Below are 4,694 nucleotides of genomic sequence, written 5' to 3' on the forward strand. Positions count from 1 at the left end.
ACCTTGTTTCCCCGTGATCCCTTGAATGATCACTTTTGTATCTTGATTCGCCCAAATACTCATGTCGTTTCCCCCTTATCGAACGAGTGCCGCGATTTTTCTGCACCGTCAGCCATCGAGCTCGCCGAAGTGATCGCAAGTCCAGATTCATCGAGAATGCGTCGTCCCGCATCCACGTTCGTGCCTTCTAAACGGACGACGAGTGGTAAATCGAGACCGATTTCTTTCGTCGCCGCGACGATACCTTCAGCAATGATGTCACACTTCATGATGCCACCAAAGATGTTAACGAAGATTCCTTTGACTTGGTCGTCTGACAAAATCAATTTGAACGCTTCCGTACTTTTCTTTCGTCGCACCGCCGCCTACATCGAGGAAGTTAGCGGGTTCGGCTCCATAATGCTTGATGATATCCATCGTCGCCATGGCCAAGCCAGCCCCGTTAACGAGGCAACCGATGTTGCCGTCGAGCGCGATATAGCTGAGGTCGTGTTTTGATGCCTCGACTTCACGCGGGTCTTCTTCCGTCGTGTCGCGAAGGTCGACGATGTCTGTATGACGATAGAGCGCGTTGCTGTCGAAGTTGAGTTTCGCATCGAGCGCGATGACGTTGCCGTCTTTCGTCGTGACGAGCGGATTGATCTCCGCGATCGTGCAATCTGTCTCAACGTACACTTTGTACAATTTCATGACCATGTCGCTGAACTTGTTGACGAGTTTCGTTGGCACTTCCATCTTGAAGGCGAGACGACGCGCTTGGAACGGACGGAGTCCGACGACCGGGTCGACGACTTCTTTATGAATCTTTTCAGGTGTATGTTCAGCGACTTCTTCGATGTCCATACCGCCTTCTGATGAACCCATGATGACAATTCGGCCGATCGAACGGTCAAGCACAAGTCCTAAGTAAAATTCTTGGTCAATCGCAGAACCTTCTTCGATATAGAGGCGTTGCACGACTTTTCCTTCAGGTCCAGTCTGATGCGTGACGAGCGTCTTGCCGAGAATCTCTGACGCGTACTGTTTGACTTCCTCATCCGTCTTCGCAAGTTTGACACCACCGGCTTTCCCGCGGCCTCCTGCGTGGATTTGGGCTTTGACAACTTTTAGTTCACCGTCTAGCTTGGCGGCGGCTGAAACTGCTTCTTCAACCGTGAACGCCGGATAGCCCGTAGGTACGGCCACTCCGAACGCCCGAAGCAATTCTTTCGCCTGATACTCATGGATATTCATTTCGTTTCCCCTTAGTCCCCTTTAATATCGGCACGTCTATTGTAACGAAAAACTGAAAGCGCTGTCTATCGTTCTTGCTTTAAGTTTTCATCTTTTTTTCACATCTACCCCTAGACATCCTCAATTTTTCCTTGTTCCATCTGATAAAGAAACNCAAAAAGCTCGGCGATGACTTGATATAGGTCGTCCGGGGATGTGCTCCTCGATCTGCAAAGCGGACAAGAGTGACAGTAAGGCCGGGTCCTCATGAATCGGCACCCCGTTCGCCTGCGCGAGCGCGAGCATGCGCTCGGCGACGAGTCCGCCCCCTTTGGCAACGACGCGCGGGGCATCCATCGATTGCTCATACGACAAGGCAATCGCTTGTTTACGGTCTGTCATATACGTTGATCCACCTTTCCGAGCGGGGCGAACGTGTCTGGCACGGATTCCCGCTTTCTTCGAACGAGAAGCGTGACAATTCATAATCGCTCGCCTCGAGCGCCTTGCCGAGCAGCGGCTCGTAGGCGTTGACGAACGGACTCAAATCGTGCCGCTCATTGAACACTTTAATCGATACGTGTCGTTTTTGGACGAGCAGGTCGATGCCTGTCTCCCCGAACTTCGGCGTCTCTAGAAATAAGACGATCCGCGCGTGGTCGGCGTCAATCATCTCGCCTTTGGGCGCCTCGAGGCGGAACCTGACGTGTTCGAATGGCCCCAAATGCGGTATGTGAAATGCTTGAGCGACGTACGGCGGCGTCTGCAGGGCGTTGAACGTCTCCTGGGCCCGGACGAACTGCTCGAACTTCGGGTCCCCTTTCGCTTTGAACAACTCGCCGACAAGTTGCTTCACATCTGACCCGGCTCCGCTCTCGAGCAATTGACGCCCTTGCGCCTGCAATGATTCAGGCGTGTCGAACGGCTGACGGGCGAGCCGTCCGAGTTCCGCGCCCAAGAAGGCGAGCGGCGTGCGCGCTGTCTGCGCGAGCGCTTCCGCTTGTTGCGGTACGACTTTCAAGACGAGCTTCGGTTCGAGCTCGGTGACGATCATCTTGTATGTGACGTTCTCTTTGACGTCAGCGTTCACGCCGACCCGGAACAAACCTTGCGGCAGTTGCATGACCGCCTCGCCTCCCGGCAACAGCTGGAGCACGCGACCGACGACCGTGTTGCCGATCAGCAGTTGTCGTGAATTCTGTTCCGTGATTTTGAACGGCATGACGCCTTGATGATCGATCCGCATGATGTCCCCTCCTACATATGTTTAATCGGCGCGAACGATTTCCGGTGAATCGGTGTGATCCCGTGTTCCGCAAGCCCGGCCAAGTGTACTTTCGTCCCATAGCCCGCGTTCCGTTCGAAACCGTAGCCCGGATAGCAGACGGCATAGTCTTCCATCATGTTGTCGCGGACGACTTTGGCGACGACACTCGCCGCCGCGATCGATACGCTCCGCGTATCGCCTTTGATGATCGACTGTTGCGGGACGTCGAGATCGAGCCGCATCGCGTCAATCAAGAGCGCATCGACCCCATCGAGTTGGCGTACCGCCTCCATCATCGCGAGTTTGGTCGCCTCGTAAATGTTGACGCGGTCGATCACATCGGCGTCGACGATGCCGACACCGACCACGGCCTCGTCCATGAGGGCGCGATACGCGACTTCCCTTGCCGATGGCGACATCTGCTTCGAGTCGTTCAGGCCCGGATGGTAAAACCCTTCCGGCAAGATGACGGCCGCTGCGACGACAGGACCCGCGAGCGGCCCCCGCCCGACCTCATCGACACCGCCGATGCGGACGTATCCGCTCGCTTTCAGCTCGTCCTCGAACACGCTCCGGGCCATATAATCATCCCGTAGCGCACGTTCGATCTCGAATTGGCGCTCACGCTGCCTGAGCAACGTCTGGACGCCTGCACGCGGGTCGTCCTTCAATGTAGCCCGGACCTCTTCCCACTCTTCATATCGGACCGTTTTTAGCCGTTGTTTAATCGCTTGAATCGTCATACTGTTCCTCCTATCCAAAAAAGCCCTGTTTGCACAGGACTTTAGGCCATATCATGGTCGGCCGGCGTCTCGAGAGAGACCCGTCCGATTTTCTCATGACGCAGTTCGTTCAATAGTAATTCGCTCGCCTTCTCGAAATCGACGTAGCCGCCGCTTAACAGGCCGCGCTTCTTCCCGATCAATTCGAGCAGTTCGACGGCGTCTTCCGGCAGTTGATCGATTTTGAATCGCTCTTTCAACTGTTCCGGATAGCGGGCCGATAGCTCACGGGTCGCATAGAGCGCAATATCATCAAGGTTCAAAATATCATCCTTAATGGCACCGGTCGCCGCCAAGCGATAACCGACCATCTGGTCCTCGAACTTCGGCCAAAGAATCCCCGGCGTATCGAGCAATTCCATCTCGCCGCCTTTCATCTTGATCCATTGCTGGCGCTTCGTGACACCTGGACGGTCGCCAGTGACAGCGATGTTGCGTCCGGCGAGGCGGTTGATGAGCGTCGACTTGCCGACGTTCGGGATACCGATGATGAGAGCGCGAATCGGACCGGGGTTCCGGCCTTTCTCACGCATGCGGTCATGCTTCTCTTGCATGAGCTTCTCTGCGCCCGACATGAGCTGCTTCAAACCTTTACTATGTTTCGCGTCGACGGCGACGACCTCGACGTCATCGCGCTTCAAGGCGCGGAGCCAGGCGTCAGTGACGACAGGATCGGCCATATCGGCTTTATTCAAGACGATGAGACGCGGTTTGCCTTCCGTGATCTCATCGACCATCGGGTTACGGCTCGATTGTGGGACGCGTGCATCGACGAGCTCGATGACGACGTCGATCAGTTTTAATTTCTCGGTTACTTGTCTTCGTGCCTTGGCCATGTGGCCAGGGAACCATTGAATTGCCAAAAAAACACCACCTTATTCTTGTACGGTCCCGAAATCGCCGAGCGGCCAGAACACGAAGTTCGTTTTGCCAACGACGTTCTCTTTCGGGACAAAGCCGATTTCACGGCTGTCTTTCGAGTTTTGGCGGTTGTCACCCATAACGAAGTACGAGCCTTCAGGGACGACCGTCTCGCCCGTCACTTGTTCGAGCGTAAAGTTCTCGGTAAGAGGAAAGCCGTTCATCTGTGCCTGAAAATCCTCTAAATACGGTTCTTCGACCGCTTCGCCGTTCAAATAAAGCGTATCGTCCCGATATTCGAGCGTGTCGCCAGGGATGGCGATGACGCGTTTAATATAGTCTTTCGATTCCGTCGCGTGGAAGACGATGATATCGCCCCGGTCGAGTTCACCGACGTAATTTGAGATTTTGCTAACGATCATGCGATCGGCATTTTGGAGCGTCGGCATCATTGACTCTCCCTCGACGATGACAGGTACAAAGATGAACGTCCGGATCACGAACGCGATGACGAGCGCCACGACGATCGCCTTAAGCCAACTGAACACTTCTTTCAACTTGCCTCACTCCTC

General features: G+C 54.8%; 5 protein-coding genes and 1 pseudogene. All 6 read right to left on the reverse strand.

What is annotated here, in order from left to right; translation table 11 throughout:
• Positions 1-75 precede the first annotated feature (75 nt).
• The 6 genes and pseudogenes from sucC to lepB all read right to left on the reverse strand — a co-directional run bounded on the left by sucC (position 76) and on the right by lepB (position 4,679).
• A pseudogene (gene sucC, locus B9Z54_RS00155) lies at positions 76-1,233 on the reverse strand (ADP-forming succinate--CoA ligase subunit beta).
• 120 nt (positions 1,234-1,353) lie between these two features.
• The gene (locus B9Z54_RS00160) at positions 1,354-1,698 is read right to left on the reverse strand and encodes an EscU/YscU/HrcU family type III secretion system export apparatus switch protein (protein ID WP_481747762.1); all 345 of its coding nucleotides are present in this window, start codon (positions 1,696-1,698) and stop codon (positions 1,354-1,356) included.
• Positions 1,601-2,458, reverse strand: a complete 858-nt coding sequence (locus B9Z54_RS00165; RefSeq protein WP_240189738.1) for a hypothetical protein — start codon at positions 2,456-2,458, stop codon at positions 1,601-1,603. The genes B9Z54_RS00160 and B9Z54_RS00165 overlap by 98 nt, the downstream gene beginning before the upstream one ends.
• 11 nt (positions 2,459-2,469) lie before the next feature.
• The gene (locus B9Z54_RS00170; protein WP_113926542.1) at positions 2,470-3,222 is read right to left on the reverse strand and encodes a ribonuclease HII; all 753 of its coding nucleotides are present in this window, start codon (positions 3,220-3,222) and stop codon (positions 2,470-2,472) included.
• Positions 3,223-3,263: 41 nt separating this feature from the next.
• The gene (gene ylqF, locus B9Z54_RS00175; RefSeq protein WP_113926543.1) at positions 3,264-4,124 is read right to left on the reverse strand and encodes a ribosome biogenesis GTPase YlqF; all 861 of its coding nucleotides are present in this window, start codon (positions 4,122-4,124) and stop codon (positions 3,264-3,266) included.
• 12 nt (positions 4,125-4,136) lie between these two features.
• Positions 4,137-4,679, reverse strand: coding sequence for a signal peptidase I (gene lepB, locus B9Z54_RS00180; protein WP_113926544.1), 543 nt, complete (start codon positions 4,677-4,679; stop codon positions 4,137-4,139).
• Positions 4,680-4,694 lie beyond the last annotated feature (15 nt).

It is taken from the genome of Bacillus sp. P14.5 (assembly GCF_003316765.1).
Classification (GTDB): Bacteria; Bacillota; Bacilli; order Bacillales; family Bacillaceae_B; genus Rossellomorea.

Bases quoted from the DNA above. Each gene is read 5' to 3' on its own strand.
- B9Z54_RS00170 (WP_113926542.1), bottom strand. From the start codon at position 3,222: ATGACGATTCAAGCGATTAAACAACGGCTAAAAACGGTCCGATATGAA.
- B9Z54_RS00165 (WP_240189738.1), bottom strand. From the start codon at position 2,458: ATGCGGATCGATCATCAAGGCGTCATGCCGTTCAAAATCACGGAACAG.